At 42.3% G+C, this 26,824-nt stretch carries 30 protein-coding genes and 2 pseudogenes; 5 read left to right on the top strand and 27 right to left on the bottom strand.

Going from position 1 to position 26,824, the window contains the following annotated elements:
• Positions 1 to 405: 405 nt before the first annotated feature.
• The 6 genes from OCV70_RS17085 to OCV70_RS17060 all read right to left on the bottom strand — a co-directional run bounded on the left by OCV70_RS17085 (position 406) and on the right by OCV70_RS17060 (position 4,340).
• Positions 406 to 633, bottom strand: a complete 228-nt coding sequence (locus OCV70_RS17085) for a DUF5348 domain-containing protein (protein WP_055066584.1) — start codon at positions 631 to 633, stop codon at positions 406 to 408.
• A gap of 117 nt (positions 634 to 750) precedes the next feature.
• On the bottom strand, positions 751 to 2,088 hold the full coding sequence (locus OCV70_RS17080) for a virulence-associated E family protein (protein WP_044925412.1): 1,338 nt from the start codon (positions 2,086 to 2,088) through the stop codon (positions 751 to 753).
• Entirely contained in the window at positions 2,033 to 2,707 is a 675-nt protein-coding gene (locus OCV70_RS17075; protein WP_044925415.1) for a CHC2 zinc finger domain-containing protein, read from the bottom strand. Before OCV70_RS17075 ends, OCV70_RS17080 begins: the two co-directional genes overlap by 56 nt.
• Before the next feature lie 186 nt (positions 2,708 to 2,893).
• Positions 2,894 to 3,064, bottom strand: coding sequence for a hypothetical protein (locus tag OCV70_RS17070; protein WP_165854697.1), 171 nt, complete (start codon positions 3,062 to 3,064; stop codon positions 2,894 to 2,896).
• Positions 3,065 to 3,082: 18 nt separating this feature from the next.
• The gene (locus OCV70_RS17065) at positions 3,083 to 4,135 is read right to left on the bottom strand and encodes a site-specific integrase (protein ID WP_044925418.1); all 1,053 of its coding nucleotides are present in this window, start codon (positions 4,133 to 4,135) and stop codon (positions 3,083 to 3,085) included.
• Positions 4,136 to 4,148: 13 nt separating this feature from the next.
• Entirely contained in the window at positions 4,149 to 4,340 is a 192-nt protein-coding gene (locus OCV70_RS17060; RefSeq protein ID WP_009243123.1) for a helix-turn-helix domain-containing protein, read from the bottom strand.
• A 210-nt stretch (positions 4,341 to 4,550) separates the two neighbouring features.
• Between OCV70_RS17060 and OCV70_RS17055 the strand changes: the two genes are divergently transcribed.
• Positions 4,551 to 5,084 (top strand): helix-turn-helix domain-containing protein, encoded by a 534-nt coding sequence (locus OCV70_RS17055; RefSeq protein WP_173768536.1) that lies wholly within the window; start codon positions 4,551 to 4,553, stop codon positions 5,082 to 5,084.
• A gap of 571 nt (positions 5,085 to 5,655) precedes the next feature.
• Here OCV70_RS17055 and OCV70_RS17050 read toward each other — a convergent pair.
• From OCV70_RS17050 to OCV70_RS16995, 12 genes are all read right to left on the bottom strand, one after another.
• Positions 5,656 to 5,823, bottom strand: coding sequence for a hypothetical protein (locus OCV70_RS17050; RefSeq protein WP_154301420.1), 168 nt, complete (start codon positions 5,821 to 5,823; stop codon positions 5,656 to 5,658).
• Between the two features lie 413 nt (positions 5,824 to 6,236).
• Positions 6,237 to 6,614 carry an SdpI family protein gene (locus OCV70_RS17045; RefSeq protein WP_129899233.1) on the bottom strand — a complete coding sequence of 126 codons (378 nt, stop codon included), beginning with the start codon at positions 6,612 to 6,614 and terminating at the stop codon, positions 6,237 to 6,239.
• Between the two features lie 36 nt (positions 6,615 to 6,650).
• A complete protein-coding gene (locus tag OCV70_RS17040; protein WP_129899234.1) occupies positions 6,651 to 7,046 on the bottom strand; it encodes a DUF6483 family protein in 396 nt (131 codons plus the stop codon).
• A gap of 26 nt (positions 7,047 to 7,072) precedes the next feature.
• Positions 7,073 to 7,492, bottom strand: coding sequence for a TIGR04076 family protein (locus OCV70_RS17035; protein WP_129899235.1), 420 nt, complete (start codon positions 7,490 to 7,492; stop codon positions 7,073 to 7,075).
• Between the two features lie 51 nt (positions 7,493 to 7,543).
• Positions 7,544 to 7,924: a mannose-1-phosphate guanylyltransferase gene (locus OCV70_RS17030; protein ID WP_129899236.1), complete on the bottom strand. Its 381-nt coding sequence runs from the start codon at positions 7,922 to 7,924 to the stop codon at positions 7,544 to 7,546.
• 107 nt (positions 7,925 to 8,031) lie between these two features.
• Positions 8,032 to 8,406: a TnpV protein gene (locus OCV70_RS17025; RefSeq protein WP_129899237.1), complete on the bottom strand. Its 375-nt coding sequence runs from the start codon at positions 8,404 to 8,406 to the stop codon at positions 8,032 to 8,034.
• A 4-nt stretch (positions 8,407 to 8,410) separates the two neighbouring features.
• Entirely contained in the window at positions 8,411 to 9,829 is a 1,419-nt protein-coding gene (locus OCV70_RS17020; RefSeq protein ID WP_129899238.1) for a plasmid recombination protein, read from the bottom strand.
• Positions 9,830 to 10,063: 234 nt separating this feature from the next.
• On the bottom strand, positions 10,064 to 10,291 hold the full coding sequence (locus OCV70_RS17015; RefSeq protein WP_055258605.1) for a DUF5348 domain-containing protein: 228 nt from the start codon (positions 10,289 to 10,291) through the stop codon (positions 10,064 to 10,066).
• Between the two features lie 172 nt (positions 10,292 to 10,463).
• Entirely contained in the window at positions 10,464 to 10,703 is a 240-nt protein-coding gene (locus OCV70_RS17010; protein ID WP_129899239.1) for a complexin-2, read from the bottom strand.
• Between the two features lie 67 nt (positions 10,704 to 10,770).
• Positions 10,771 to 11,853 carry an AAA family ATPase gene (locus OCV70_RS17005; RefSeq protein WP_015541740.1) on the bottom strand — a complete coding sequence of 361 codons (1,083 nt, stop codon included), beginning with the start codon at positions 11,851 to 11,853 and terminating at the stop codon, positions 10,771 to 10,773.
• Positions 11,854 to 12,022: 169 nt separating this feature from the next.
• Positions 12,023 to 13,114: a site-specific integrase gene (locus OCV70_RS17000; RefSeq protein WP_173768001.1), complete on the bottom strand. Its 1,092-nt coding sequence runs from the start codon at positions 13,112 to 13,114 to the stop codon at positions 12,023 to 12,025.
• 11 nt (positions 13,115 to 13,125) lie between these two features.
• Positions 13,126 to 13,320, bottom strand: coding sequence for a MerR family transcriptional regulator (locus tag OCV70_RS16995; protein WP_173768003.1), 195 nt, complete (start codon positions 13,318 to 13,320; stop codon positions 13,126 to 13,128).
• A 231-nt stretch (positions 13,321 to 13,551) separates the two neighbouring features.
• On the opposite strand from OCV70_RS16995, the gene OCV70_RS16990 reads away from it, so the two are divergent.
• Positions 13,552 to 14,034 (top strand): helix-turn-helix domain-containing protein, encoded by a 483-nt coding sequence (locus OCV70_RS16990; protein WP_015541737.1) that lies wholly within the window; start codon positions 13,552 to 13,554, stop codon positions 14,032 to 14,034.
• 259 nt (positions 14,035 to 14,293) lie between these two features.
• Here OCV70_RS16990 and tuf read toward each other — a convergent pair whose 3' ends face one another.
• The 5 genes and pseudogenes from tuf to OCV70_RS19955 form a co-directional block, all read right to left on the bottom strand.
• Positions 14,294 to 15,487 (bottom strand): elongation factor Tu, encoded by a 1,194-nt coding sequence (gene tuf / locus OCV70_RS16985; RefSeq protein ID WP_117854831.1) that lies wholly within the window; start codon positions 15,485 to 15,487, stop codon positions 14,294 to 14,296.
• 155 nt (positions 15,488 to 15,642) lie between these two features.
• On the bottom strand, positions 15,643 to 17,766 hold the full coding sequence (gene fusA, locus OCV70_RS16980) for an elongation factor G (RefSeq protein ID WP_262579919.1): 2,124 nt from the start codon (positions 17,764 to 17,766) through the stop codon (positions 15,643 to 15,645).
• Between the two features lie 17 nt (positions 17,767 to 17,783).
• Positions 17,784 to 18,254, bottom strand: a complete 471-nt coding sequence (gene rpsG, locus OCV70_RS16975; protein ID WP_207661336.1) for a 30S ribosomal protein S7 — start codon at positions 18,252 to 18,254, stop codon at positions 17,784 to 17,786.
• A 158-nt stretch (positions 18,255 to 18,412) separates the two neighbouring features.
• Positions 18,413 to 18,832 carry a 30S ribosomal protein S12 gene (rpsL, locus tag OCV70_RS16970; protein ID WP_117854826.1) on the bottom strand — a complete coding sequence of 140 codons (420 nt, stop codon included), beginning with the start codon at positions 18,830 to 18,832 and terminating at the stop codon, positions 18,413 to 18,415.
• A 262-nt stretch (positions 18,833 to 19,094) separates the two neighbouring features.
• Positions 19,095 to 19,208, bottom strand: a pseudogene (locus tag OCV70_RS19955) (DUF6783 domain-containing protein); the annotation flags it as partial.
• Here OCV70_RS19955 and OCV70_RS19950 point away from each other — a divergent pair.
• The 3 genes and pseudogenes from OCV70_RS19950 to OCV70_RS16960 all read left to right on the top strand — a co-directional run bounded on the left by OCV70_RS19950 (position 19,158) and on the right by OCV70_RS16960 (position 21,494).
• Positions 19,158 to 19,412, top strand: a pseudogene (locus OCV70_RS19950) (DUF6783 domain-containing protein). The pseudogenes OCV70_RS19955 and OCV70_RS19950 sit on opposite strands and share 51 nt — an antisense overlap.
• An 85-nt stretch (positions 19,413 to 19,497) precedes the next feature.
• Positions 19,498 to 20,298 (top strand): N-acetylmuramoyl-L-alanine amidase, encoded by an 801-nt coding sequence (locus OCV70_RS16965; protein ID WP_173768005.1) that lies wholly within the window; start codon positions 19,498 to 19,500, stop codon positions 20,296 to 20,298.
• Complete coding sequence (locus OCV70_RS16960) at positions 20,298 to 21,494, top strand: serine hydrolase (RefSeq protein WP_243280839.1); 1,197 nt, start codon at positions 20,298 to 20,300, stop codon at positions 21,492 to 21,494. The genes OCV70_RS16965 and OCV70_RS16960 overlap by 1 nt, the downstream gene beginning before the upstream one ends.
• 191 nt (positions 21,495 to 21,685) lie before the next feature.
• On the opposite strand, the gene OCV70_RS16955 is transcribed toward OCV70_RS16960, so the two are convergent.
• The 4 genes from OCV70_RS16955 to OCV70_RS16940 form a co-directional block, all read right to left on the bottom strand.
• Complete coding sequence (locus tag OCV70_RS16955; RefSeq protein ID WP_021924461.1) at positions 21,686 to 22,924, bottom strand: hypothetical protein; 1,239 nt, start codon at positions 22,922 to 22,924, stop codon at positions 21,686 to 21,688.
• Positions 22,921 to 23,745: a PP2C family protein-serine/threonine phosphatase gene (locus tag OCV70_RS16950; protein WP_021924462.1), complete on the bottom strand. Its 825-nt coding sequence runs from the start codon at positions 23,743 to 23,745 to the stop codon at positions 22,921 to 22,923. Before OCV70_RS16950 ends, OCV70_RS16955 begins: the two co-directional genes overlap by 4 nt.
• Positions 23,746 to 23,759: 14 nt before the next feature.
• Positions 23,760 to 25,511: a serine/threonine-protein kinase gene (locus OCV70_RS16945; RefSeq protein WP_173768007.1), complete on the bottom strand. Its 1,752-nt coding sequence runs from the start codon at positions 25,509 to 25,511 to the stop codon at positions 23,760 to 23,762.
• A gap of 170 nt (positions 25,512 to 25,681) precedes the next feature.
• Positions 25,682 to 26,797 carry a M20/M25/M40 family metallo-hydrolase gene (locus OCV70_RS16940; RefSeq protein WP_202031109.1) on the bottom strand — a complete coding sequence of 372 codons (1,116 nt, stop codon included), beginning with the start codon at positions 26,795 to 26,797 and terminating at the stop codon, positions 25,682 to 25,684.
• Positions 26,798 to 26,824 lie beyond the last annotated feature (27 nt).

Here is a 26,824-nt window from a genome sequence, read left to right as displayed (position 1 = left end):
AGCATCGTCAAACAGTTCCTTATAAACTTCTTTCAGATTCTCATTCTTATAACAAATGTTCAATTGCACTCTGTCCGGATCTACATTTTCTGCTACAAAATCCCGTCTGTTATGAGCCAGTGAACCGGCTCCGATCATGCCACTGATTGTCCGTTTCATCATAAATTTTCTCACCTCTTTTCTACTCGAGTGCCAGACATGGCACATAATTTTTATTTACGCCAGTTATGGCGATATTTAAGAAATTTTCGCCGGATACGGCGGTTTTGTTACTTTTGTCAAAAGTAACGCAAAAGCACTTTCGACAGCCGTACCGTCCATCAAAAGTCCCCTTGCGCCCTGCCGGGGGCATAACGTCCTTATGGACGTCTGTTCTGCACCGACCGAAGTGGATCATAGATCTGTTTATTCTGGTATCCTCGCCTGCACATATTCCAAATCTCCACAATAAGGTGTTCCCACCAGATACCATTCTCTTGCCAGATTCATCTCCATTCTGGTCTGTACCCATTCATCATCTACCAGCACTTCCAGTCCTTCTCCGCAGTGAAATCCTGTATCAATCCATAAATCTGATGATAATAATCCATATCTTCCATTGCTGCTGTTATATCCTAATCTTCCCTGTTTCATCATTTTCTGCTCCTTTCCAGTCTGTAAACGAAATTTGTAAACGGAGTTCAAAAGATTTTAAAAGTTAACGTTTTAAGTTTTTTCTTCAAGTTCCGTTTACATCGTTTACAATAATCTTTACTCAAACGGTATTTCCAACTGTTCCGGTACTTCTATAAATCCGTCTTTATCTTTCTTCACCGAATCTTTCATCCGTTTCCATGACCGCTGTATTCCATATTCCTTTCCGAATCGATGTGTACCATGTGGTTTCCAGCCTACAATCGCATTGTTCATAATATTGGCAATTTCTTTACCTTCCCACTGTTTCATTTCTCCGGTTCGATGTAGCGCTTCATCGAACAGAATTCTTGTACATACATAATCGTCATCGTAGTCATCAAGAAATTCCTGTATGATTCCGGCATTGGTATCTTCCGGCATAAATTCTTTCTGCAGACGCTTTGCCTCTTCCTCAATTTCCTTTGTAAATCCTAAGAACACATTTCCCTGTCGATACAGTACCATTGCCTCTGCCCAAGCCTGTTCGATATAGGCTTTGCTCTCTGCCTCATTGTCCAGAATATGAACTTCTGCTTTCGACATATCTGTCATCACCGGAGCAAATCTTCTGTTTCCGGTTCTGTCCAGCGGAAGGAAATTCAAATCATTTGAAGTACCGCAAAATACACACTGTCTCGGTCTGTCTTCCGGGTGAACTTCATAAGGTACTTTATAAGTTTCTTTCTGTCTGCTCAGAAACGATTTTATCTGTTCAATATTCTTTGCTGTGATAGTTGCCTTCATTTCTCCCATTTCGATAATCCAGTGATTTTGCAGTTTTCTGTAAATATTTTCATCATCCAAATGATCCAGATTGTCGCTGAACCATTCTTCTTTTATCGCTAGATATTTGAAAAATGTGGACTTTCCGGCTCCCTGACTCCCAACCAAACACAACATAATATCATATTTTATTCCCGGTTCATAAATTCTTGAAATCGCTGCCAGCATGTGCATTTTCATTACTCCGATTGTATATTTGCTCTTTTCTGCTCCCAGAAAATGTGGAAGCATATTTTCTATTCTTGGAATTCCGTCCCAGACCAGACTCTCCAGATAATCTCTAATTGGGTGATATTTATTTTCATTGGAAACAATATCTATTCCTGCTTTGATCACACGCTCACTTGTCAGTTCATAATTTTCTTCCAGATACATCTTCAAATTATTTTCATCAGTATCTGTAACCGTAGGACTGTTATTCCTCCGCTCCCAGGGAACCTCTTTTACAATGTCCATCCTTCCAGAAAGTTCATTTCGTTTAATCGCTTTTTTCAATACCGGATCATTTTGAAGTACGGTTACACAATTTCTAATTGTCTGCTTTGTTCTTCCTTTATCCGTATGCTCCAACATATTATTGACATCTTCTGTTGTAAGCATTTCCTCGTTCACAATATCTTCTAATTCCATCAAGGACTTCTCGCTGATATTCGTTAATTCTTTCTTCAATTTTTTCAACCTCCCTTCTCTTCATCTTGAAAAACTCTACAATCTCTTCTCCTGTTCCAAACATCAGCACGTCCAGATAGTCATTTATCTTTCTTTCATTTGCCAATGCCTCCGTAAATAATTCGTGCCACTCTTCATCTGGTTCTGGTTTGTAAATCTCTTTCCAGAACTGAATCCATTTCAGATATCTGATCAGCACGTCTGTTGCATGTTTCAACCACTGCTCCAGTTTTTCTCTGATCATCACAACTTTAGGTTTCTTTGATATCAAAGTATTCCTGCTTTGGTGCATCCTTTTGTATTTGTTTCTGTCTTCGATTTTTATATCCAGTCCAAAATCTTCTATCATCTTTTTCGCAGCTTCATACTGTGATATTCCAAATAACCTTGCTGTAAAATCTATCGCATCACCGCCCACTCCACATGCAAAGCAGTGATATATTTTATCGGCCTTCATACTTGGGTGTCGGTCTTTATGAAACGGACAACACGCCATTCCATTTCTTTTTACTTTAATCCCGTAATGCTCCGCAGCCTGTCTGGCTGTCACACATTCTTTTACCTGTTCAAATAATGTCACTTCTACCTCCTGCCCCTCCGGACAAGTCTCTGATGAACAGATATTCGGGAATTGTTGTATCGTTCAATTCGTGATATACTGAATCTGCCAAGATGATATATCAGTGAATCTGATTATCAGAGAACTTGCTCAGATATTTTGTCTGGGCTTTTTCTTTTTGTCTGTTAGTAGCCATAGTTCCACTCCTTATACGAATCTCCTTGTTGGGATAATGATAATTTCAAATTTGCTTCCATCCTCTAATTCAAGAAGAATCGCATAATCCGAATCTCGATCCGGTAAAATGGAACTTATCTTCAGCTTCTTACTATAATTGAGCGTATCAAATATTTTTCTGACTACTTTCTTTGTTTTCATGTGTCTTTTCCTCCATATTTAACGTTTGTTGTCCAACATCTCAGCTACCTTTTTTTGCTGTGACGGATACAGGTGACCATAAGTGTTTAATGTCATCTGAATATCTTTGTGCCCCAGTCTTTCCTTGATGATCAGTGGCTCTACACCCTGATAAATCAGATATGCTACATGGCTGTGACGGATATCATGCACTCTGATTGGTTTTACACCGGTCAATGCTTCATACTTCTTAAGCCGTTTCTGCAGTGTTCTCGCCACAATCGGAAATAACCGCTGATTTTCCGGAAATCCATAATGCTTCTTCGCATACTCCTGCACCTCTTCTTTAAGAAAATTAGGAATATCAATGGTACGGACTGAATTTTCTGTTTTTGGAGTATCAATCACATCTCTTTTCCTGATCCGGTTATAAGTCTTATTGATATGCAAAAGATTACCACTCATATCAAAGTCTGAAAGACTCAATGCCAGAAGTTCTCCTTCCCTGATTCCTGTCCAGAACAGGATTTCAAATATCAGATAATCCTCACTCTCTGGCTCAATCCCGGCGATAAAGCTGTCATATTCTGCTTTCGTCCAAAATTCCAGCTTATTAGCATCCGATTTCCCCATCTTTTTTACTTTCTTACATGGATTTTCCTTCAGATTGTAAATTTTCTGTGCATGATTAAACAGTGCATTTAACTGATTCTGAATCATACGCTCATAAGTCTTGCTGTAACCTTTTTCCTGAATGGTGTTCTGCCACTGGATAATCTCTGCCGGTGTGATCTCATTCATTTTTCTTGTTCCAAAATACGGAACAATGTGCTTGTTCATCATGTGCTGCTTGTTACGGATTGAATTTTCTTTCAGTTCATTCTTTTTATCTTCAAAATAGACTTGAATAAAACTGTTCATCTCCATTTTCATATCCGCTGCAGTCTTTCTTATGAATTCCTTTTCATAATTCAATGCTTCTTTCTTTGTCTTGAACCCTCTTTTCAGCTTCTGCGTTTTCTTACCTGTCCAGTCAATATAGCGGAAGCTCACATACCAGGTTCCCTGTGTTTTGTCCTTGTAAGCTGACATCTTAAAACCTCCTTCACACTGCTCTCTGAGAGCATCCATAAAATTTTGTTTCCCAGTAGGGACGTGGAATCTTTCCACGAACTGCCACATATCCTTCCTTTGCCAGTTCATCATTAAGCTGCTTCAGAATGGAATATGCTTTACTGCGTTTCACGCCTAATTCTTCCATGACATCATCAACAGTCATCATATAATTAGTTCTCATAGCGTCCTCCTTTCCAGTCACTTTTGTGACTCTTTCGTTGTTCTCTTATAATAATTCACTTTTGTGAATTTGTCAATAAACATTTGCGAATTTATTTTTTCCATTCCATACCTATTGCTTGCGTATCGGCAATTTGTTAAATCTCACTCTTTTGTATCATTCACTTTTGTGCTAGAATAGAAGCACAAATATTATTAAGGAGGCAGCATTATGGTTGGCAAAAAAATCCGGGCATTCCGGGAATTTAGAGGATACAGTCAGATACAGTTAGCCGAGCTGTCCGGCATTAACGTAGGAACAATCAGAAAATATGAACTGGGAATCCGGAATCCGAAACCGGATCAGTTAGAAAAGATTGCAACTGCACTGGGATTAAATGTAAGTGTTTTTCTGGATTTTAATATTGAAACAGTCGGAGATGTACTCTCTCTGTTGTTTTCTATTGATGATTCGGTGAACCTCTCACTTGCTGAAACACCTGAGCAGAAGGTTGCACTGACATTCGAAAATCCTACAATGCAGGACTTTTTCAGGAAATGGTGTCAATTTAAAAATGTCTATGAAAAGGAAAAAGCTGAAATATTAGCTATTGAAGATGAAGATAAAAGACAGGAAGAACTGGATAAGCTCAATTCTACCCAGGAAGAATGGAAACTGCGTGCTATGGGAACTACGATAGGTTGCCATACTATCGTTAAGAAGGGCACTGAAGGCAATGACATCAAGACATATGATCTGACTTAATTTTGTGCATAAGAAAAAGAGCTCACGAAGAGCTCTTTATTTTTGGTGGTCTGGGGGAATTGCTTATTATTCCATGCTACCATTACACCATATCGCCGCAAATACCCAGACCTACTAATAAGATTTCTTTTTTCATAATATCAATTCCTTTCTTGTAAATGCACTTTTCGATGTCATATACTATTCCCGAAATCATAGAACTCAAAAGAATTCCTAATATGGTGGCGATATCTGGAATCGAACCAGAACCTATTGCTAACTTAATTATAGTGGTAGTATAGCATTGATTTCAAATTTGTCAATCAACTTTCAAAATTTTGTTATCATTCTGTTATCACAAACGGTTGTCAGGACTCTTTCCCGGCAACCGCTTTTCTATACTGTTCGTTATTCTTTTCCGCTCTTTTATATATTTCCAGGCAACAGAAAAACCCGTAGAACCGAAGTTCTACGGGTATCTTACGTTTGGACACAACGTTATCTTGCGATAACAAATCTATATTCAGATTGTATTACTCGATGATTGTAGCAACACGTCCTGATCCTACAGTACGTCCACCTTCACGATACTTTAATCCCGTTTCATCCTGCATTTTTTATGCTTTTCTATCCAAAATACAGTAAAAAATGGCTGATTTACATGGTCTATTTTTATTTGCCTGATTTCTTGGCACCGTTTTGGCACCGGACGCCTTGTTCTAAATACTTCGTCATCAACACCTACTACTTCCTCTGCCATTTTCTTATTGCACCCATTATTTTTTATTGTTATAATCAGAACATGGGTGCTACCATAACGGTAGGCGGTTAGTCCTTCAACAGAGGGACTGTGACCCTCTGATTACATAGAAACCCGAAAGGGAATCCACTGGAAAGGAGGGCTAAGCCAATGAGTATTGTGGACTTCATTGCAGTTGTGAGCTTCGGCATCACCTGCTTTTGTGCCGGATACACATTCGGCAAGGATAATAATAAGACACAAAAATAACCGCCCCAGCCTCGCAAACTGAACGGTTATTTTTAATCGATTAAGTATGTGGACTAACCGTCTATCGGTAGCACTCTTTTTCTATAATCATATTATCACGCATCTGTGGAAATGTCAAAAAATTCTTTTTCTATTAGAATATAGCCACCCACGCAAACAGGAATTTATCGTCTTGTTCCATTCTTATCAAAATTCTTTCTTAATGCTATTTCTGTTGGGAGAATAGATCCAATTAAAGGAATAAGTTGAACACCACAGATAATTCCTCCTATACTCCCAACACAATCTTCATTTTTTCCAATTACTAAAAGCATGAATATTACTGTTATCGGCAACATAACCATTCCACAGACATACCAAACTTTACCACAATATTTATGAGCAAATTCCCATGTGTCTTTGTTCTTCATAGACATCGAAGTCCGATATCCAAATACTGAATTTATTTCCTTTGGAGCCTTTTTCATAAAATATCTTCCAAAACCAATCATCGTAAATGGAAGAAGCAAATCCATAATCAACATAAAAATCCAAAACCCCATTGTAAACCTCCTTTACTACAACTTGGAATTTCTGCATTACTCATCATCCTTAATTATATATAACAAATTATTATATCCTGACTGCACAAGTAATTGCTTAAAGCCAGAAAGCACTTCTTCTTTTGTATAATTGTTGTTAATCAAAAACTCACTATCTTTCTCACTAAGGTATTGATAGAAAAGAGCTGCCGCCATCACCTCATCATTATTTGCATAATCAATGTTATCTAAAAGTATATTCTCTGCTTCGTTAATTTGCCCTGAATCAATCATATCAAGAAAACTTTTCAAATTTTTCCCTGACACTTCATATTTGTTTTCTTTTTCAAGCTCAACAGAAACATACTTTTTCCCATATATTAAAGAGAATAATATTCTCACCATTTCTTTTATCATTCGCATAATGTAATCTTTCTCATCCGTGAAATACATTTTCCACCTCCACAAAGCCCGATTCGTCACTCATCAATATCTATTCTCTCAATCTTAAAAATAACAGGTCTTGTACCGTCATTACAGCAAGTAATCATAACCTTATCGTCATTCATCCAGCCGTGCATGATTGCTCCACCTTGAAGAGCTGAATAAATATATCTGCTAATAGCATCCCACGCTTCTGAACAGAATGGAACTCCATCCGTTCCACAGTGCATTGTTCCCGGAGAAAGTAATACCCCTTCATCGGGCTTTCCGCTTTTTATCAGTGTGCCTGCTCCCATATGCCAGTAGTCATCACGCTCATCGTTCCGATAAAACATAAATTCATCTCCAACATTGTAGCAAGGACATTTTCCACTGTCGGGTACTGCACAATATTGTGCCTGTAATTCTGAAAATAATTTTTTGTCCAAAACAGTAACCTTAACTCTATGCTCCATATCGTATCTCTCCTTAAAACAACGATTTATCCAATTAAGACAACTGAAATTTTATTCTTTGTCGTTCAAAAGATTATTTACTCTTTCAACTGGAAATCTGTTTTCAATGTCAATTATTTCAAACAAATTTAGGGGTAATTCTTTCTCTCCAATCAGAGTAAGATATTCATTAACAGCTCTGCGGTCAATCATAATTTTCCCATGACCGTCCCAATGACGATTGCTCTCTCTCTTTTTCAAGCCAGAAATCCAATATTCATCGCCGTTTTCAATATCTACATAGTTAGAATAACCACCATTATATTTTTGAAAAGCATGGTCATTAAAGTAAATGGTTTTCTTGGTTTTTGAAGTTTTCACATATCCAATCCATGCTGGACCATCATCAGAATATCCTGTTTTTAGTTCAATATACATTAAATCTTTAATCATTTATATCACTCCTAAATTCCGATTTGTTTCTTACATTCTATCATATTCTACTACAAAACTCTATTCTTAGATTATCAAAGAGCAGCCTTACGACCGCTCTTTTCTACTCACATATATATAATCTCTTTCAAAACAATTTCTTCTGCACAGACTTTAATATTATTCATCAATCCAACCCATTTCATCTGATCCTGCATTTTCAATTCTTCCGTCACACCATGTTTTTCTGCTATCTGCTTTACTAAAGTTTCCACCTTCTCTCTGACATCCTGATCGACTTGGTTTAGATGGCCTGTCAGTTTCCCCGTCATCAGTAAATACTGATATCGTGCTGGTTTATGCTCTTTCAGGAACTGTTTTCGCAGCATTCCGTATTTACCATATGTCGGTTCTTCCTCATTCACTGCCAGATCTGGCAGGTAATAGTCTCCATGCAATCTGTAACTTAATCCGTTACTTTCATCATAAATGTGTTTTTTCATATTCTTACAACTCCATTCCTCTGTTCTTTGTTTTATTTTTCTTACGCTGTTGGTTCTCCATTTCACTCTTTCGGGAACCCCAGGCAAGTCTTTCATGGATACTTCCTGTTGGCATTTGCTCCATTTGTCGTTTTTCTTCTAATGCCTTCTGCTCTTGTATATCCTGTTGTACCGCATCATCTACAACAGTTTCCCCAAGAACTCGTACTACACGATCATATCTATCAGAAACATCCTGCAATTGTTGTTTTTCCTCAAATAACTGCTCATTCTCTTCACGCACTGTGTCTAACTCCCTTTGCATTTGGTTATATGCCTGCTTCGTTTTCTGATATTTATGTCTCCACCCATCAACTTCTTTAGTAAGTTCTTTGACCTGAACAGCCATTGCAGCTATTTTATTTTTCATCTGAATAAACAACGGTTTGATTTTCTTGTCACGGTACGCTGTTGCACGTTCTAAAGTGCCGGCTTCCGGTAGAATTGCTTTAACTGTCCCATATTCTTTCATTTCTTTGCTGACATAATCCATTACCGGTTGTAATCGCTCCCTGCGTTCTTCCAGTTTTTTCAATTCCTGTTCTGCTTTCTCGGCACGTTCTTCTGCTGTCTCTTTATCTTTCTGAAATCGAACCATTTCTTCTTCCAACTGCTTGATATCTGCCCTTGCTTCTGCAATCTGGCAATTAAGACCTTCATTCTCTGCTGTGAGATATTCTTTCTCCTGTTCCAGTGCCTGCACTTCTTTTTTACGCTCTTTTTTCTTAAAATTGTAAACGTCCAGATGCTCCTCATGTGTCCCTTTCTGCTCCCATTCAATTCCATGCTGTAGAGCAATCTCTGCAAGCACTTCTTTTTCGTGGTTTATCCATTGATTCAATTCTGTATCCTGTTTTGAACCACCTTCAAATCCTAAACTCTTTAATGCCTGTTTCAACGAAACTCTTGTATCCATTCCTTTTCCCTTCCATCCGGTCACATAAGGGACAAAATCAACATGCAGATGTGGAGTTGATTCATCTAAATGTAAATGGCAACTAAACACACGCAGCGATGGGTTTCGTTTTTGAAATTCTTTCATATACTCATCCAAAATCTTTACTGCCAGTTCACCCTCCTCAGTTCCTACAGCCGTGTCTGTACAATTCCCAATCTGAAAAATCACCTCATGAAACAGCTTTTCCTGTTTACTTTGACGTATCTTCTCGTAGTAATCTGTAATTTTCCGGTCATTCCTTTTTCCCACATTGTATCTCTCCACTGCCGAATCAAACAGTTCATGATAAACTGCTTTCAGATTTTCATCACAGTACTTAATATTCAGATGCACTCTTGTCTTATCGACATTTTCTGTCTCAAATGCCCGTCTGTTGTGTGCCAGAGAACCTTTTCCATTTCTCCCACTTATTGTTCTTTTTATCATTGCTTCTCACCTCTCTTTCTAAAAGGAGTGCCAGATATGGCACATAATTTGTTCCACGCCAATTATGGCGATTATAAGAAATCTTCGCCGGATACGGCGGTTTTGTTACTTTTGTCAAAAGTAACGCAAAAGCACTTTCGACAGCCGTACCGTCCATCAAAAGTACCCTTGCGCCCTGCCGGGGGCTATTCCTCCCGTTGGTCGGTTCACTCCTGCGTTACTTGTATGGCTGAATTATCCCGGTATCCTTGCCCGGATATATTCCAGATCACCACAATACGGTGTTCCTACAAGATACCATTCTCTTGCAGGATTCATTTCCATTCTAGTCTGAACCCATTCATCATCAAGCAACACTTCCAGGCATTCTCCACAGTGAAATCCTGTATCAATCCATAGATCTGATGATAATAATCCATATCTTTTGTTATAACTGTTATATCCTAATCTTCCTTCTCGCATTATGCCATTCTCCTTTCATTTAGCGTTTCCGCAGGGACGCCCTGAATCAGCTCCCTTTTGAAAATTCTCTTCTACGCCAGTCAACTCCCGACTACACCTTACCAACATTCTCCTTGTCTGCTATCTACAGGTGCGTGACACGCTCCTGTAATAAAGTGTTCAGAAAGAACCTTTACCATCGAAAGTTCTCCGGTATTCCCTGTCTATCCAGATATTCCTGCCGGAACTTTTCTCTTTCTTCTTCCGTTGGTGCTGTTTTGGATTTGCTGTATACTTCACGATTCACCATTGCATCCAGTTTTTTCTCCAATCCCAACCGGATTATTTCTTCGCCATCGTAGTTATCCATCAAAAAATATTGCAAGAGCTGAAAGAATAACTCGTATGGAATCTGTACACTTTTATTTTGCATCTGTTCTCCTTTCAAGGTAGCAAGATTCCCTCTTCTTAAGAAATGGTAATCTTGCCATCTTCCATTTTTATTCTGGCAACATCCAATACCATTGCTTTCCACGTTTTACGGAATCAATTTCAAGTTCCCGTTTGGCGTTCCATAGCGTTTTACTTTTGATTCCTCTGGCTTCTGCTTCTTCTGCAATTTTCTTCTGAGTCATTCCTCCATTTGCCAGTATCTCAAGGAGAAATTCTTTTGCTTTCCGACTTTTCTGTCCTCTTCCGTCTCCATTAAGAAGTTCATCGGCACTGATATCATATTCTCCAATCCATTCAAACCCATTATTCTTATCCAGTCTGAATGCAATGGACGTTCCTTCCGGTGCAAGAGAACTCTTCGTATGACATACCACTCTTACTTCCGGTTCATCTTTCACTCGCCCGACAATCAGAACACTTCTTGCAGCAGCCTGAAAATCAATGGATCCAAGTCCTCGATAAGAAGATTTGCCGTTGCTGTTTTTGTTCATATGACCGATTAAAATGACTGCACAGTGATATTTTTCTGACAGCACTGCGATACGCTTCATCAGTGGTCTGATCTCATTTGCCCTGTGCATATCTACGTCCGCTCCCAGAAAGCCCTGTATCGGATCAAGAACAACCATTTTTGCTTTTGTCTGCACAATTGCTTCTTCCAATCTGACATCTGCCATTGTCAGTGGCTGGTCACTGTCATCAATCACCAGCACCTTTGAACAATCTGCACCTGCAGCAAGTAATCTGGGTTTGATAGTATCTCCAAGTCCATCTTCTGCTGTCTGATAGATTACATTTACAGGTGACACAGAAGACTGTTCCTGCATATTATCTTCAGCATCTAAATCTTCATTCTCACTATCGACTTCATCACCTCGTTTTTCTTTTGTTTTCGTTGTATCAGTAACAGGAAGAATCGGCTCTCCTCTGGTCAGTTTTGCAATAATCTGAAGTACCATCGTTGTCTTGCCTTCTCCTGGATCTCCCTGTATAATGGTCACTTTTCCATAAGGAATAAACGGATAAAGCAGCCATTCTACCTGTTCCACCTCTACTGAATCCATATTGATCAGTTTCAGTTTTGGTTCTATTCTACAATTCTCAATTTTATTTTTTTCATTCATATTCATTCCATCATCTCCTCTTGCCCTTCCGGGCAAGTCTCTGATGAACAGATATTCGGGAATTGTCGTATTTCCCGATTCGTGATATACTGAATCTGCCAAGATGGTATATCAGTGAATCTGATTATCAGAGAACTTGCTCAGATTATTTATCTGGGCTTTTTCTTTTGCCTTTTCAACATTCATCTCTTTCTTCTCCCAATCCGGTAACAGCATTTCCATTTTCATTATCCAGAAGATTTGCAATCTTTCTCTGCTGATTTGGATAAAGATGTCCATAAGTGTTCAATGTGATACGAATATCTTTATGACCTAATCTGTCCCGAATCAATAACGGTTCCACACCTTTCTCAATAAGATAAGCCACATGACTGTGCCTGATATCATGCACTCGAATTTTCTTCACTCCTGCCAGCTCAATCTGCCGTTTCATCTTATGCTGTACCGCTTCCTGAACAACCGGAAATAATCTTTCTGTATCCGGCATTCCGTAATGACCATCTACAAATTCCTTAATTTCCTCTTTCAGAAATTCCGGAATTTCGATTGTCCGAAAGGACTGTTTTGTTTTCGGTTCTGTGATAATATCCTGCATTCCTGTCCGGTAATAAGTCTTATTGATACTAAGCTGATTCTTTTCAAAATTGATATCAGCTTTTGTAATCGCAAGCAACTCCCCGATCCTGCATCCAGTCCAGAACAGCATCTCAAACATAAGATAATATCTTGTTCCCGGCTCCATTGTCTGTATAAACTGTTTGTACTCGTCCAGTGTCCAGAAGTTCAAACTTCTCGAATCCGAATTTCCCATTCGTTTCACTTTCTTGCATGGATTAACCGGCAGATCATAGATTTTAGCTGCATGTGTAAACAGACTGGTCAACTGATTCTGAATCATTCTCAGATAAGAATCTGAATAGCCTTTCTTCTGAATTTCATTCTGCCACTGAATAATCTGTGAAGCCTTGATTTCACTCATCATCTGATTTCCAAAATACGGAACTATATGCTGTTGCATCATATATCTTTTATTTTTGATTGTCCGATCTTTCAGTTCATTCTGTTTGTCCGAAAAATAAATCTCAATAAAATCGTTAAGTCTCATATCCATACTTCGCTCGTTGCTTAACTTTTTACTTCGTTCAAACTCCAATGCTTCTCGCTTTGTTTCAAATCCACGCTTTCTGCGTTTTTTCTTCTCACCCATAACATTTGTCTCAAACCACTGGGCTGTCCATTTTTTTGTATCTTTTTCTCTGTAAGCCATATTGATCCTCCTTAATTTCCCGCTATTTCATAGCCATACATCTTTTTTGCCCAAAATGCCTTTGGTATTCTTCCTGCTATCGTAATATATCCCTGTGCAGCCAGTTCCTTATTCATAGCTTTCACCAGTTTATAGGCATGAGATTTTGAGCAGTTCAATTCCTGTGCCACTTCATCAGCACTCATCATATAATTGTAACTTGCCATTTTGCCTCCTCCTTTCCTCGTCAGACTTTAAATACGTTTACTGTATTTTGTATCTGTACGATTTTCGTAATTTGATAATATCATGTATTTATTCCATTGTCAATATTTCGTAAACGTATTTTTACGAACTTCGTATATTATTTTTTCTTTATTTTATTCCAGGTCTGTGCTATGATATTTTATAGATTTATGTTTTTCGTAATTTTGCAATATATGAAAAAGGAGGATTCTATGGGTGACGGTAAAAATTTGAAAAAATATCTTGATGAAAAAGGCACAAATGTCCGTAAAATTGCAAAAGCAACCGGAATCAGTGCCACAACCTTATATTCAATTATTCAAAAAGATTCCAATATTCGATTTGATTTTGCATTAAGACTTGCGAATGAATTGCAAATTGATGTGAATGAGATATGTTCTGCCAGTCCATTTTCTGGCACAATTAAGGAAGAAGAGATTTATCCTACGCTTCCAGACGGTTTGAACGGAGCATTAGATGCCAGTCGTGTAAAGACTTACTTAAAAAATTCTATGTACCCGTTGATGTATCTTTTCGGTAAGAACAGTATGCCTGATGTAGATAATCTGCTTACATCATTCTATCAGCTTGATGATGAAGCCAGACAGGAAGTTGTAGAAACAATCCGTCTGAAACTGCAATATCATCGTGATCCAGAACGTGCTGAACAGATCAAACAGATCAAAGGCTGGTAAAAAAATTACTCCTGTGAATAGCAAACATTCGCAGGAGTTTCTTTTTGGCACCGTTTTGGCACCACAAGCCTTATTTTTCAATTTTAAATTTATCCGTATTTCATCTTGCTGATAAATATTTCACTGTTTCCAATCTGATAAATTTACGAACAATTCTTTTCTTAGAGTACAGAAAAACCCCAGAAACACAAGGTTTCTGGGGTATCTTACGTTTGGACACAACGTTATCTTGCGATAACAAATCTATATTGAGATTATATTACTCGATGATTGTAGCAACACGTCCTGATCCTACAGTACGTCCACCTTCACGGATAGCGAAAGTAAGACCCTGGCTCATAGCGATTGGGTGGATCAGTTCGATTGTCATCTCGATGTTATCTCCAGGCATGCACATCTCTGTTCCTTCTGGAAGGTTGATAACACCTGTTACGTCTGTTGTTCTGAAGTAGAACTGTGGACGATAGTTGTTGAAGAATGGTGTATGACGGCCACCCTCGTCTTTAGTCAGAACGTAAACCTGAGCTGTGAATTTTGTATGGCATGTGATTGTTCCTGGTTTAGCAAGAACCTGTCCACGCTCGATCTCGTTTCTCTGAACACCACGAAGAAGTGCTCCGATGTTATCACCAGCCTGAGCCTCATCAAGAAGTTTACGGAACATCTCGATACCAGTTACAACAACTTTACGAGTCTCTTCTTTGATACCAACGATCTCAACTTCGTCAGATACGTGAAGAACACCAGCCTCTACTCTACCAGTAGCAACTGTTCCACGTCCTGTGATAGAGAATACATCCTCTACAGGCATAACGAATGGTTTATCTGTGTCACGCTGTGGGTCCGGAATGTAGCTATCAACTGCATCCATAAGCTCCATGATCTTGTCGCCCCACTCGCTGCTCGGGTCTTCAAGAGCTTTAAGAGCGGAACCTCTGATAACCGGGATGTCATCTCCTGGGAAGTCATACTCGGAAAGAAGCTCACGAATCTCCATCTCAACCAGCTCAAGGAGCTCGTCATCGTCAACCATATCACATTTGTTCATGAATACAACGATGTAAGGAACACCTACCTGACGGGAAAGAAGGATGTGCTCTTTTGTCTGAGCCATAACACCATCTGTAGCAGCAACAACAAGGATAGCACCATCCATCTGAGCTGCACCAGTAATCATGTTCTTAACGTAGTCAGCATGGCCTGGGCAGTCAACGTGTGCATAGTGTCTATGCTCTGTCTCATACTCAACGTGTGCTGTAGAAATTGTGATACCACGCTCTCTTTCCTCTGGAGCTTTATCGATGTTAGCGAAATCTGTAGCTACGTTACCAGCAACTCTCTCAGAAAGTACTTTTGTGATAGCAGCTGTTAAAGTAGTTTTACCATGGTCAACGTGTCCGATGGTACCAATGTTACAATGTGGTTTTGTTCTCTCAAACTTAGCCTTTGCCATTTTAAAATGTCCTCCTTGATTAGTTGGCTCATTCTCTATTAAAATAGAGCGCCATATCGGTTTTAAACTTGCTATCCTTGATTATATTGCAAATCAAGGATATTTGCAAGCTTTTTATTATTTTATGCGAAACCCTAATTCAGCTTAAAACCAAATCAGTCTTTCTTTGCCAGAACTTTCTCCTGAACACTCTTCGGAACTGGCTCGTATTTCTCAAAGAACATGGAGTAGTTACCACGTCCCTGAGTTCTGGAACGAAGATCTGTTGCATATCCGAACATCTCGGAAAGCGGAACAAATCCACGGATCATCTTACCGCCGCCGATATCATCCATACCTTCAATACGACCACGACGGGAGTTGATATCACCGATAACATCACCCATGTAATCCTCTGGTGTGGTAACCTCAACCTTCATGATAGGCTCAAGAAGGATTGGAGCTGCCTTCTGCATAGCATCCTTGAATGCAAGAGAACCTGCAATGTGGAATGCCATCTCAGAAGAATCGACTTCATGATAAGATCCATCGTATACATTTGCATGTACACCAACAACCGGATATCCTCCAAGGATACCAGCCTTCATAGCCTCTTCGATACCTTCTCCTACAGCCGGGATATATTCCTTCGGAATAGCACCGCCGACAACAGTAGACTCGAACTTGTACAGTTCTTCGCCGTTGGCATCCATAGGCTCGAATTTAACTTTACAGTGACCATACTGTCCACGACCACCAGACTGTTTTGCATACTTGCTGTCTACATCAACAGGTTTGGTGATGGTCTCTTTGTAAGCTACCTGAGGAGCACCAACGTTAGCCTCTACGTGGAACTCACGAAGAAGACGGTCAACGATGATCTCAAGGTGAAGCTCACCCATACCAGCGATAATGGTCTGTCCTGTTTCCTGATCTGTATGTGCACGGAAGGTCGGGTCCTCTTCTGCAAGTTTTGCAAGAGCCTCACCCAGTTTGCCCTGTCCTGCTTTTGTCTTAGGCTCGATAGCCAGCTCGATAACTGGTTCCGGGAACTCCATGGACTCAAGGATTACCGGATGCTGCTCATCACAGATTGTATCACCAGTTGTGGTGAATTTGAATCCGATAGCGGCAGCGATATCACCGGAGTAAACCTTATCCAGTTCCATACGCTTGTTAGCATGCATCTGAAGGATACGGCCAACACGCTCTTTTTTGCCCTTTGTAGAGTTATATACATATGATCCGGAATTCATTGTTCCTGAATATACACGGAAATATGCAAGTTTTCCAACGAATGGGTCTGTCATGATCTTGAATGCCAAAGCGGAGAACGGCTCTTCATCAGAAGAATGTCTCACGGTCGGGTTTCCATCCATGTCAACACCATCGATTGGCGGGATATCTGTTGGAGCAGGCATGTACTCCAGGATAGCGTCCAGAAGCTTCTGAACACCTTTGTTTCTATATGCAGAACCGCAGCATACCGGAACAGCTGTACACTCGCATGTACCTTTTCTCAGGGCTGCTTTCAGTCTGTCTGTGCTTGGCTCTTCTCCCTCAAGATATTCCATCATGAGATCGTCGTCCAGCTCACAGATCTTCTCGATCAGTTCTGTATGATAAAGCTCAGCATCCTCTTTCATGTCTTCCGGGATATCGGTGATAGTGATATCATCGCCCTTCTCGTCATTGTAGATGTAAGCTTTCATTTCGAATAAGTCGATGATTCCCTTGAAGTCATCTTCTTTTCCGATTGGGAGCTGCAGGCAGATTGCGTTTTTACCAAGACGAGTCTTGATCTGCTCTACTGCACCGTAGAAGTTTGCACCAAGGATGTCCATCTTGTTGATGAATGCCATACGAGGTACATTGTAGGTATCAGCCTGACGCCAAACGTTCTCAGACTGTGGCTCAACACCACCCTTTGCACAGAATACGCCGACAGCGCCATCCAGTACACGAAGGGAACGCTCAACCTCAACAGTAAAGTCTACGTGGCCTGGGGTATCAATGATGTTGATACGATGCTCAAGAGCGCCTGCTTTTGGTTTGCAGTTCTCTTCCAGGGTCCAGTGACATGTTGTAGCAGCGGATGTGATTGTGATACCACGCTCCTGCTCCTGCTCCATCCAGTCCATGGTAGCAGTACCTTCATGTGTATCACCAATCTTGTAGTTGACACCTGTATAGTACAGAATTCGTTCTGTAAGAGTTGTCTTACCAGCGTCGATATGAGCCATAATACCAATGTTTCTGGTTCTCTCGAGCGGGTATTCTCTACCTTCTTTTCCAGCCAATGGATTTTCCTCCTTGATTAGAAGCGATAGTGAGCAAATGCTTTATTTGCTTCAGCCATCTTGTGCATGTCTTCTTTCCTCTTTACAGATGCTCCGGTGTTATTGGCTGCATCCATAAGCTCGTTAGCCAGTTTCTCTTCCATGGTCTTCTCGCCTCTCTTGCGGGAGAACATGGTGATCCAGCGAAGAGCCAGAGCCTGACGTCTGTCAGCTCTTACCTCGATCGGAACCTGATAAGTAGCTCCACCGATACGTCTTGCTTTAACTTCAAGCTGAGGCATGATGTTGTTCATAGCCTCCTCAAATACTTCAATAGCTGGTTTGCCAGTCTTCTCTTCCATTCTGGCAAATGCTCCGTAAACAATCTTCTGAGCTACACCCTTCTTACCATCTAACATAATGTTGTTGATAAGCTTTGTAACAACTTTATTGTTGTACATCGGGTCTGCCAGAACGTCTCTTTTCTGAGTATGTCCTTTACGTGGCACGTTACTTCCCTCCTTAATCATTCTGATTATCTCATCGGTACTCACGCAGTAAACTATTGCATGTTCGCACTGGTAATGGTCCTATATTTAACCCGCAACCGACAGGGTATATGGAATACCGTACAAATCTCTATAGTCTCCGCAGTAATACGGATGGATTATTTCTTAACTTTCGGTCTCTTAGCGCCGTATTTAGAACGGGCCTGTTTTCTGTTAGCAACACCTGCAGTATCAAGAGTACCTCTGATGATGTGGTATCTTGTACCAGGTAAGTCCTTAACCCTTCCTCCACGGATCAGAACAACGCTATGCTCCTGAAGGTTGTGACCTTCTCCTGGGATGTAGCTTGTTACTTCGATTCCGTTGGAAAGACGAACTCTGGCGATCTTTCTAAGAGCTGAGTTAGGCTTCTTAGGAGTAGCTGTTTTAACAGCTGTGCAAACGCCACGTTTCTGTGGTGCAGACTGCTCAACTGCTTTCTTTCTTAAAGAGTTATAAGTTCTCTGCAGAGCCGGAGCTGTAGATTTCTTAACAGCTGTCTGGCGTCCTTTTCTTACTAACTGGTTGAATGTTGGCATTCCATTTCACCTCCCGATTTATTTCTCCATAGATTCTTCTATGGGGTTTCCTTGCGGTTGCTATTATCTTAGTAAGCGCGGAAAAAAATGCCTTATTTCGCACGCTTTTTGATTATATCCTGTCTGCATATCTCTGTCAAGGTGTTTTTCTGCAATTTTTCCTTATTTTTTCATATGCAAGGCGGAGGATGGCGGCGTAGCGTTGGCTACGGCGACTGACGACAACGCGGCATATGAAAAATCAGGCAAGTCAATATGGCGGTTACTTAATTTTCGTTGTGCTAGAGCGTGTTTGAAAAAGGCTTTCTGCAAGATGTGCGTCACAATTTGTGGGAGATTTTGTCCGGATGAGGGCGCCGTAGCGGGCTACGGCAACTGAATTCGGGCAAAATATACCGCAAAGTGGGGCGTGCAGATCGCGGGAATGATTTTTCAAACACGCTCTAGTTATTGCGGTAAAGTTTTAATACGTACTGCTTTCTTCTTATTAAAATGTGCTTTCGAAAAAACATTTTTCAAACCCATCCCCTTTCACAGAAACCAAACTTTACATTGCATTCCTATTTATGCGTTATTATAATAAGTAAAAAGATTTCCCAACTGCAGTATCACCAATAAAACCTGACAGTTTGGTATTCTGCAAATACTCGGAAAGGGGACATGCTATGTCTTTGCATTTTGTAAAACCTTATCATAAGCATCTTATAAAAACTTCTTTTTTGCTCTCTTCTCTATTATGGGGCATGATTCCAGGTTCTATACATACCGTTTGCGCCAAAACTGCCGAAACAGACCAGCAGCTTTCCCAGACGGACAGTCACACTGTGGCAATTGATCCCGGGCATCAAGGGCCGAATGTAGATATGAGCGCCTTAGAGCCTCTCGGACCTGGCTCCACAGAAATGAAGGCGAAGGCTTCCACGGGTACCCAGGGGGCTTTCACCGGGCTTGAAGAATACCAGCTGAATCTGGACGTTTCCCTGAAGCTGGAACAGGAGCTTACAGACCGCGGCTACATCGTTGTGCTTACCAGAAGAGATAACGACACAGCGATCAGCAATAAAGAGCGTGCAGAATATGCCGCTGAGCAGGGCGCGGAAATCTGTGTGCGGATCCATGCCAACGGGGCTGATTCTGCTGCCTCCGGTGCCCTTACCATTTCTCCCTCTTCTGCCAACCCTTATGTTGCTTCCCTCTATGAACAGTCCAATCTGCTTTCCCAGTGTGTTCTGGACTCCTACTGCCAGGCAACCGGATTTGACAACCGGGGAGTTACCTATGCGGATAATATGACCGGAATCAACTGGAGCACCATCCCAGTCACCATTCTGGAAATGGGATTTATGACAAACGAACATGATGACCTTCAGATGAGCGATCCTGATTTTCAGGATACCATGGTCACAGGAATTGCAGACGGTATCGATTCTTATTTTGAATCCGTCGGAAAGGATGTAGAAAACTGATGAAAAAGAAACGGCCAGCTTCTTCTTATTTGCTGATGCTTCTCAGCGCGATTGCTGTAATCCTTATTTTATTAATTATTTATTTCACCGTTCGCCAGCAAAATGTTTCCACCAGCACGCAGACAGAAATCCAGACCGCCAGTGCCAGGGAGGAAGATGGGTTCACCTCTGGCGATGCAGAGGCTGATGACGGATTTACTTCCGGAGATATTGCGGATGCTTCTGATTCACCGGAAGGCTTTTCGGAAAGAGAAAGCGCCGGCCCTATGCCAGTGACACAGGCTCCGGAGCAGGCAGATGCCAGCCAGGATCCGTCTGCCGATCAGCCGGAACCTGCGCCAGATGACAGTTCCCAGCCGTCAGAAGCACATGCTAATACACCTGAAGCCAATGCCGAAGACGGCGCCATTTCCCCATCGCAGGGCAATTCTGTTTTTGACAATAAAGCGGACCAGACCATGGAAGACCTCCTTGCACAGATCCGTTTGGCACTGCCCGTCTCCAATGGCTCCTGGAGCGTCTACATCTGTGACCTGTCCGGCGGGTCAGAAGGCATCATCAATGATTTTTCCATGCAGGCGGCAAGTCTGATCAAGCTTTACATTATGGGTGCTGTATATGAAAATTACGACAGCCTGACCCAGCAGTACGGGGCGCAGACCATTGATGGATATCTGCTGCCTATGATCACCGTCAGCGACAATGACGCTGCCAACAGCCTGGTGTCCTGCCTTGGCGGCGGTGACAGCAGTGCAGGTATGGAGAAAGTCAACAGCTTCTGTACAGAACATGGATATAACAGCACCTCCATGGGCCGGCTTCTTCTTGCCAGCAACGAGTTCGGGGATAACTACACTTCCGCTTACGACTGCGGAAAATTCCTGAAGGAAATCTATCAGAGCTGTGCAGATACCTCCAGTGATCCGATTCTGGCACACGCAGAGGACATGTATGCACTTCTGAAACAGCAGCAGCGCAGCAACAAGATTCCGGCAGACCTTCCGGAAGGCGTAAAGGTTGCCAACAAAACCGGCGAGCTTTCCAATGTGGAAAATGATGCCGGAATCCTCTATGATACCAATTCCGGCAATGACCTTGTAATCTGTTTTCTTTCAGAGAATCTTACCGATACTGCTGCCGCGCAAAGTACCATCGCCCAGTTAAGCAGAACCATTTATCTGACTTATAATGGCTGAGACGCAATGCTTAACATGAAAACATGAAAGATTTTTCAAAAAGTGTCTGATTTTTCATCCATCGCAATATAAAAAGAACCATGATACAATGTAAACCGTCCTCAAAATTCTAAGCTTTTGAGACAGCACAGTTTCATGGTTCTTTTTATATTGACTCATCTTATTTTTTAGCCGTTGACCGCTGCGTCCCCTTACTCCGCTTTCCCCTCATCTTCTCCCTCTTCATAGGATTTCTCCCAGATCTCGGAGAACACTGCCAGCGGACAGTCTGTAAGCAGACACATCAGCAAAAAGCACTCATACGGATTCACAATATAAATCTCACTCATTCCGCATTTCTTCAGAATGCCCTGGGCTTCTTCTATAAAATGATGGTAACGGTCATAGGGATCGTCATCCTCCATCTCCTGGGACACAATAAAGAATTCGATTGTGAGAAGGTCAAAACGCTCCACCGGGAATTTGTGGTTCAGAATATTGGTAATTCTCTGCCTGCTGAAACGCTTCTGACTGAAATGCTTGGCCAGAATGGAAGCAGACATTTTCTTCAGGTTTCCCATACGGTTGATAGGAATACCATTGCAGATTACCTTCTCAAGATCAGAGGGCGTGATATTCTCTGCTTTCCAGATCTTATTCCGTCCCTTCTCCTCCTCATCCTTCTGGTACATGGCTGCAATAATTTCCTTTGCGCGCTGCAAAAGCCGCTGAAATTCCTGGAAAGCCTGACTCTTCTCGTTCATAGGATCGTCCCATCCGGCTTTCAGGCATGCTAGATATTGAAGAAGCTTCTTCTCTGTATCAATGATAAACTTCCCGCTCATCGCTTCTGCCACAATATCATTATGAGCTGCTGGCTCTATGGTCTTATAGCGATCTTTGTACTCTTCTGCCTTGCTGTAGGGAAGCTGCCTGCTGTAGCAGTACCAGTAGATTACCTCCTCCGGATTGTGAAAATCAAAATCCTGCTCCTTGAGCACTCTGGTAAGGAAATCCGATACATCCTCTGCACTCATGCGAAGCCCAAAGCCCAGAAGAAAAACCGTCTCTCTCTTCACAGAAGCCTGGGTCAGCCAGTTATTCACCAGTGCCGGAAGCTTGGTAGAAGTAGGGTTCATGGACTTGGGCGTATAAGTTTCCTTAAAGGATTCCACCGCAATATCCCTGTATATCTCCTGGGGCACTTCCCCGTAAGGCTCCTCAAGGCCTGCACGCTCATAAATATATCTCTTCAGATGATCTCCAAAGGAAACCAGCTCCATCTCCTTGTAGAGATAATGGAAGATCACTTCTGCATCTTCATCTTCAAAGCTCTCCAGGCTCACCACCTGCCGGAACCTTTGCGCCGCCCTTCTGGTAAATTCAAAATCTTTCACTGCGTCAAATGCCACAGTCTGTTCGAAATCAAGATCCTGCATACGATTTTTCATAATACATCACCTTCATTTTCTTTTTTGTTCTGGCGCAGCCAGGCTCTGAGCGGATGATTCTCACGCTGGATTTCACAGAGAATGATCGTGGTATTGTCTCTGGCGCCTTTCTCCAGAACCTGATCCATAAGAATCTGCACCGTGTCTCCAACAGATTCGCCGGAAGCCATAGCCGTTTCGATTTCCTTATCCGAAAGCATATCGGTCACCCCGTCTGAACAGAGAAGATAACGGTCTCCCTCCTGATATTCCAGAGCCTTTACAGAAGGTTCCAGCTTCATCTCGCTTTCCTCCACTCCCAGAAACTGGGTCAGAGGAGCTTTCCCAAACATATAGCTTCTCAGAACATGATCACTGGAAATCTGCCGGATCTGCCCCTGGCTCTGCTGATAGATCCGGCTGTCCCCAAGATTACAGATATAGACAGACTTCCTGGCAAACACGATCATCGCCATGGTCGTTCCCATGGCATTGATCCGGTTGCTTGCGCTGTAGCTGCACACTGCCTGATTCATAATCTGGCAGGCCTCCAGAAGAAAATTCTCCGGCTGTCTGCGCAGCTTCCCCTTATTTTGTCCATAGTATTTCCCGAATTCCTGGGACGCCAGATAAGCTGCCATCTCGCCCTGGCTCTCTCCTCCCATTCCATCGAAAACGATCAGCACCGGAAAGCTCTCCCGAAGCCGCTCACCGCCGCGCACTTCCTGCATTCCCAGATTCTGGGACGGAAGAATCTCCCCACAGCACCAGAAATTATCTTCATTATTTGATCGCACTTTCCCCGCATGGCAGGTATAAGCATAATTAATACGGTATGTCATATGATTCCTCTTCGCTATTCATCCAGCTGTTCCAGAGCATTTTTCCAGTATTTCTCTCCGCGTTTGGTATACTCTGTACTGTCATTTTCCTTGTCATGGACAACGCCGTCCGTATCGATCCAGCGGATCATCTTGCCGCGTTTATCATAATAATAAAGTTCTTTTTTATTGCCGGTCCATATGTATGCAAAAAACAGTCTCTCATCCCAGTAATAATATTCCTCATAAACACCGTCCTCAGAAGTTTCCGGATAGATCAGTGCTTTTATAAGTTTGCCGTTGCTGTCATAGTAGCGAAGTCGGTCGCCTTCCTTGCCCACTTCCTTACAATCGGCCAGTTCCTCCACAATGGTATTCGCCTGTTCCTTAATGGTCTGGATTGCTGTGGAAAAATCATCGATCTGAGCCGTGCTGTTGTCATTGGCTTCCAGCACTTCCATAACCATGTTGGTGTTCTGTGCCTTCCGGTCCTCGTCATGAATCAGCTTCACATAAACGCCAGCAATAATGCATGCTGCCAGCACCACAACCGCAATGGAAATGGTCCATGGAGAAATCCTTCTCTCCTGCTGCGGCGCCTGCCGCTTCTGTCTGGAAGCTGCCTCTGATCTGTCTTCTTTGCGAAGGCTTCTGGATGGCTTCGGCTCCTTTGCGTCCCTGGAGTTCTTTTTCTCCTTCTCTTCTTCCTGACGGATGGCTTTCTCAATCTGCGGTTCTTCTGCCACCTGGGTCCGTTCCATTTTCTCAGCACCTGGTTCTTCCACCACATAATTCTTCTGGTGCCGCTGCTCTATATCACGGGCATCAGCCAGCTGCCACTGGGAGCGTTCCCACTCCTTGGCTGCATTCACAGGTGCGATCCGCAGGCTTTCCAGATCCTGAAGCATATCCTCCGGTTTCCGGTAACGCTTCTGTGGATCATAGGCACATGCCTTCAGTATAATATGGGAAAAGGCAGCGCTTGCCCGGGATGGTGCCGGCATCTTCTCCCCGGCCATGCGCCGTGCCAGTGCATTCTCCTTATCCCGATAGGTAATCAGCTGCTTATCCAGAGACAAAAACGGAAGCCTGTTCTGGTTCATCAGCTTATATAGCACGATTCCAAGGGAATAGATATCAATGCTGCTGTCGTATTTCTCACCTTTATAAATCTCAGGTGCCATGTAGGAGTAGGTACCCTTCTTGGACATATTCCCCACTGTGTGCGCCTGCTCTCTGGCAATTCCAAAATCTCCCAGCTTAAAATCACCGAATCTGGATACAAAAATATTCTCCGGCTTTACATCCCTGTGAATAATATTCAGCTTCCGGCAGTAAATTAATGCCATGCTAAGATCACAGCCAAGTTTCATTACCTCTTTCTCAGTAAGCTCCTTGCCTGTGCAGTAATCCATAAAACTGGTCAGATATTCCATTCGGATGTAAATATCCCAGCCGATCTCGTCCAGATATTCCACCACTTTAAAATCTTCAAAGGATACAATATGGGAATTTCCGCAGAAATGCTCCATCGTATATATTTCCTGAACGCAGTCCTCCACCAGGTTTCGAAAATATTCTCTGGTAGACTGCTCATCATTCATCTCTGATCTTACGCTGTCAAGCTCTCCCTTATTACCGGGAATCGATATAATCTTAATGGCCGAATAAAAAGTGCGTCCACGCTCTGTCCGCTGCGCCTTATATACTTTCCCAAAAGAGCCTTCCCCTATTTTCTCTACAAGCTGCCACTCTGGCCAGACAGAAACCGGAACCCCTTTCTCCATGCAAGCCCCTCCTTTCCCAAAAAGAAAGTCGATTGCTGACCACAATCATCATCCCCGGAACTGCTGCCCGGGTTTTCGTAATATTATACTAGAATATTACCACAAATGATAGTCCCGCCTGTATTTTTCTCTATCCATATCTTTCCAGCCTTCCATTGGCAGGATGTCTGTCATTTTTCTGCGGTGCAGAGGTTTACCAGAATCTCAGACACCTGCCGTATTTCCGGGATGCTGCAGTATTCGCTGCAGCTGTGCACCTGGTTCATGGAGGTGGCGATTACCAGCCCTTCGATTCCGTGCTGGGCAAACGCATTGTTGTCGCTTCCCCCGAAGGTTTTCTCGAATTCTGGCTCAAGTCCTGTTTTTTCCACTGCTTTCCTGTAATTTTCTGCAGCTTTTCCGCCAAGATCCGTCTCATATGCAATAATATTCAGCTTTTCTTCCCATTCAAGCGCTGCTCTGGCCTTCTCTGCCTCTTCCTGGAAAATCTCATGGTACTCCTTAAGAAGCTTCATGGCAATCTCATGATTCAGACTGCGGATCTCCCCTTTCGCCGTGCAGGCTTCTGGTACAATGTTGGTTCCTGTTCCCCCTGCAAAAACACCGATGTTGGCAGTTGTATTTTCATCAATCCTGCCCTGGGAAAGTCTGGCGATGGCTTTGGCTGCTGCTTGGATGCTGTTGATTCCTTTTTCCGGGTAAAATCCGGCGTGGGCAGCCTTTCCCTTTACAGAGGCAGAAAAAGAAATTAAAGTTGGGGCAGCGTAAGCGGCTGCTCCGATTTTGCCGCTAAGATCCAAAGCGTAAGCCTCTTTGGAGCGGACTTTGCTGTAATCGAAAGCATTTGCTCCTTTGCAGTACAGTTCTTCCCCGGTTGTGATCAAAATCTCCACCGTCCTGTGAGGAATGTTCTTCTCTTTCAGATAGCGGACTGCCTCATAGATTGCGGTAACACCGGCAAGGTCGTCTGCACCAAGGACTGTAGTTCCGTTGCTTGTCACAGTTCCGTCCGGGTGAAACACCGCTTTTTTGTTCCGGGAAGGCTCTACTGTATCCATATGCACGCCAAGAAGCAAAGGTTCTGATCCAGCCTCCCCTTCCAGCCGGGCAAAAAGATTGCCTGCATTGGACCCTGTTGCCTCTCCGGTCTGGTCCTCCTCCAGCTCTACGCCGATTTCTCCAAATAATTTCTTCAGGTAGTCTGCCATCTCCCGTTCCTTTAAGGATGGGGAATCAATGGATACCAGTTTGCCAAATACTTCTGCTATTTTCTCATTTTCTCTCATAATCGCAATTGCAAAAAACAGCTGCGC

Source organism: Blautia acetigignens (assembly GCF_025566865.1).
GTDB lineage: Bacteria > Bacillota > Clostridia > Lachnospirales > Lachnospiraceae > Blautia_A > Blautia_A acetigignens.
Note: the sequence above shows the minus strand (reverse complement) of the source record. Positions and strands in the feature narration are given on the sequence as shown.

Bases quoted from the DNA above. Each gene is read 5' to 3' on its own strand.
- OCV70_RS17085 (WP_055066584.1), bottom strand. From the start codon at position 633: ATGAAACAGGGAAGATTAGGATATAACAGCAGCAATGGAAGATATGGA.
- OCV70_RS17080 (WP_044925412.1), bottom strand. From the start codon at position 2,088: ATGGAATTAGAAGATATTGTGAACGAGGAAATGCTTACAACAGAAGAT.
- OCV70_RS17070 (WP_165854697.1), bottom strand. From the start codon at position 3,064: ATGAAAACAAAGAAAGTAGTCAGAAAAATATTTGATACGCTCAATTAT.
- OCV70_RS17065 (WP_044925418.1), bottom strand. From the start codon at position 4,135: ATGTCAGCTTACAAGGACAAAACACAGGGAACCTGGTATGTGAGCTTC.
- OCV70_RS17060 (WP_009243123.1), bottom strand. From the start codon at position 4,340: ATGAGAACTAATTATATGATGACTGTTGATGATGTCATGGAAGAATTA.
- OCV70_RS17055 (WP_173768536.1), top strand. From the start codon at position 4,551: ATGGTTGGCAAAAAAATCCGGGCATTCCGGGAATTTAGAGGATACAGT.
- OCV70_RS17050 (WP_154301420.1), bottom strand. From the start codon at position 5,823: ATGGCAGAGGAAGTAGTAGGTGTTGATGACGAAGTATTTAGAACAAGG.
- OCV70_RS17045 (WP_129899233.1), bottom strand. From the start codon at position 6,614: ATGGGGTTTTGGATTTTTATGTTGATTATGGATTTGCTTCTTCCATTT.
- OCV70_RS17040 (WP_129899234.1), bottom strand. From the start codon at position 7,046: ATGTATTTCACGGATGAGAAAGATTACATTATGCGAATGATAAAAGAA.
- OCV70_RS17035 (WP_129899235.1), bottom strand. From the start codon at position 7,492: ATGGAGCATAGAGTTAAGGTTACTGTTTTGGACAAAAAATTATTTTCA.
- OCV70_RS17030 (WP_129899236.1), bottom strand. From the start codon at position 7,924: ATGATTAAAGATTTAATGTATATTGAACTAAAAACAGGATATTCTGAT.
- OCV70_RS17025 (WP_129899237.1), bottom strand. From the start codon at position 8,406: ATGAAAAAACACATTTATGATGAAAGTAACGGATTAAGTTACAGATTG.
- OCV70_RS17020 (WP_129899238.1), bottom strand. From the start codon at position 9,829: ATGATAAAAAGAACAATAAGTGGGAGAAATGGAAAAGGTTCTCTGGCA.
- OCV70_RS17015 (WP_055258605.1), bottom strand. From the start codon at position 10,291: ATGCGAGAAGGAAGATTAGGATATAACAGTTATAACAAAAGATATGGA.
- OCV70_RS17010 (WP_129899239.1), bottom strand. From the start codon at position 10,703: ATGCAAAATAAAAGTGTACAGATTCCATACGAGTTATTCTTTCAGCTC.
- OCV70_RS17005 (WP_015541740.1), bottom strand. From the start codon at position 11,853: ATGAATATGAATGAAAAAAATAAAATTGAGAATTGTAGAATAGAACCA.
- OCV70_RS17000 (WP_173768001.1), bottom strand. From the start codon at position 13,114: ATGGCTTACAGAGAAAAAGATACAAAAAAATGGACAGCCCAGTGGTTT.
- OCV70_RS16995 (WP_173768003.1), bottom strand. From the start codon at position 13,320: ATGGCAAGTTACAATTATATGATGAGTGCTGATGAAGTGGCACAGGAA.
- OCV70_RS16990 (WP_015541737.1), top strand. From the start codon at position 13,552: ATGGGTGACGGTAAAAATTTGAAAAAATATCTTGATGAAAAAGGCACA.
- tuf (WP_117854831.1), bottom strand. From the start codon at position 15,487: ATGGCAAAGGCTAAGTTTGAGAGAACAAAACCACATTGTAACATTGGT.
- rpsL (WP_117854826.1), bottom strand. From the start codon at position 18,832: ATGCCAACATTCAACCAGTTAGTAAGAAAAGGACGCCAGACAGCTGTT.
- OCV70_RS16965 (WP_173768005.1), top strand. From the start codon at position 19,498: ATGTCTTTGCATTTTGTAAAACCTTATCATAAGCATCTTATAAAAACT.
- OCV70_RS16960 (WP_243280839.1), top strand. From the start codon at position 20,298: ATGAAAAAGAAACGGCCAGCTTCTTCTTATTTGCTGATGCTTCTCAGC.
- OCV70_RS16955 (WP_021924461.1), bottom strand. From the start codon at position 22,924: ATGAAAAATCGTATGCAGGATCTTGATTTCGAACAGACTGTGGCATTT.
- OCV70_RS16950 (WP_021924462.1), bottom strand. From the start codon at position 23,745: ATGACATACCGTATTAATTATGCTTATACCTGCCATGCGGGGAAAGTG.
- OCV70_RS16945 (WP_173768007.1), bottom strand. From the start codon at position 25,511: ATGGAGAAAGGGGTTCCGGTTTCTGTCTGGCCAGAGTGGCAGCTTGTA.
- OCV70_RS16940 (WP_202031109.1), bottom strand. From the start codon at position 26,797: ATGAGAGAAAATGAGAAAATAGCAGAAGTATTTGGCAAACTGGTATCC.